2 protein-coding genes are annotated in these 1,963 nt (G+C 47.7%); both read left to right on the top strand.

What is annotated here, in order from left to right:
• Positions 1–189, top strand: a 189-nt coding sequence (locus Q0277_RS03930) for a hypothetical protein (protein WP_297995828.1), incomplete at its 5' end; no start/stop codon positions are given.
• 56 nt (positions 190–245) lie between these two features.
• A complete protein-coding gene (locus Q0277_RS03925) occupies positions 246–1,436 on the top strand; it encodes an ABC transporter permease (RefSeq protein WP_297995826.1) in 1,191 nt (396 codons plus the stop codon).
• Positions 1,437–1,963 lie beyond the last annotated feature (527 nt).

Genomic DNA, 1,963 nt, shown 5'->3' with positions numbered 1-1,963 from the left:
TTCGGGTTTAAAATTTCGAGGTTTTGGCAAGACGATATGTTTGATTTGCCGTATCGGATATCTTGGGGGCGAATTTCATTGCGTATAAATAGATTTCGGCGTGATTTTAAATTTTCAAAGCCCGCCGGAGTTTTCATATTTGAAGGTGCGAAACCCATTTTTGGAATTTTAAAATTCCAAAATACTTAAAATTTCACATAGAATTTAGCGCTAAATTTTATGTGAAATTTTACAAGGACGGCTTTTTGGTAAAGTATTTATTATTCAAATATCTCAGATTCGATCGCTCTCAGCCCTTCATTACGCTTTCGGCGCTGCTTGCGTTCTTGGGCGTGGGCGTGGGACTTACGGTGCTGATCGTCGCGATGGCGATAATGAACGGCTTCGATAAGGAATTTGAGCGCAAGCTCTTTACGATGAACTACCCGATCACGATCCACAGCCATTTTCGCGGCGGTATTTCAAAAGACGACGTGGAGGGACTGCGGGCGGACTTTCCCGATCTGATCTTTAGTCCTTACATTAGCTCGCAAGTCATCGCCAAAAGCGGCGAGAAGCTCGAGGGCGGACTGATTTTCGGCGTAAATTTAAACGACGAAAAGCGGATCAACTCCGTCGTCGCAGCAGGCGCCAAAGACGCCAATCTAACGAACTACGGCATCATGATAGGGCGCGGGATCAAAGATGAGTTTATGCTGGATGAGGGCGGCAAGATCACGATGATCTTTACGAAGAGCGATCCTGGCGGCTTTGCGCTGATCCCTAAGATGAAGCGCTTTGAAGTGCGCGCGGACTTCAGCTCCGGGCTGATCGCCTACGACAAGGCGTATTCCTACGCGGACGCGAGCGATCTAGCTAAAATTTTGGGCTACGACGAGGGGACTTTCGACGGCGTGCATGTTTTTTCAAACGATCCGTTTAAAGACCTGGAGCGCATCAAAAAAAGCCTTCCCGGTGGGACCAACGCCGTGGGCTGGTGGCAGCAAAACGGCAATTTTTTCAGCGCCCTTGCACTTGAAAAACGCGCGCTTTTCATCGTACTGATGCTGATAATCCTCGTCGCGAGCCTAAATATCGTAAGTTCGCTTCTGATGACCGTGATGAACCGCCGCCAAGAGATCGCGCTTTTACTTAGCCTGGGTGCTAGCAAAAAGGAGGTTAAGAGGACCTTTTTTGCGCTCGGAGCCACTATCGGCGGCGGCGGCATCATATTCGGGCTCATTTTGGGCCTATTCGGCGTGTGGCTGCTCGGAAGTTTCGACATCGTAAATCTGCCTGCCGACGTTTACGGAAGTTCGAAGCTGCCGATGGAGCTCTCGCTAGGTGATTTGGCGATGATTTTAATCGGCGCGGTGCTTATTGTGGCGCTTTCGTCGTGGTATCCTGCCAAAAAAGCCACGCAGATCGACGTGCTGCAAACACTGCGCAACGAGTAAATTTAACGCGGTACCTTTAAAATTCGGCGAAATTTTAAAATTCCAAAGCGGCGCGGCTGTGTTCGGCACGTTGAGCGCGGTATTTCGGCGAGCGGGACGGAGGCTGCGCGATCTTGCACGGTGCGCGTCGCGTGGATGTCGCATTAATACGGCTCGCATCGCCAGAATTTTAATTTTTTCGCGAGATTATAAGCTGCGCGAAGCCTAAATTTTGACGAAATTTGTGTTGTTAGAATTCGCCAAAAATTTTAAATTTCAAAGGGGATAAAATTTTTATGAGTGCTTTGAAAAATTTTATGAAATTTTGCAACCAATCAAAGATAAAATTATAAAAATTTTGAAAAGGATATATGGTGAAAAAAATCGTTTTGTTTCTGTGTGCGGCGCTGTTTCTATGCGGCTGCTCTATGAGCGGACCGCAAGATGCCCCAGAGCCAGAGCAAAATAAGGCACCCGGCTACTATTACGCATAATGCGTATATTGCGCAACGGGCGCGATACGGATCGTTTAACGGCGAGCAAATAAC

This window comes from uncultured Campylobacter sp., from assembly GCF_938030815.1.
Taxonomy (GTDB): domain Bacteria; phylum Campylobacterota; class Campylobacteria; order Campylobacterales; family Campylobacteraceae; genus Campylobacter_B.
Note: the sequence above shows the minus strand (reverse complement) of the source record. Positions and strands in the feature narration are given on the sequence as shown.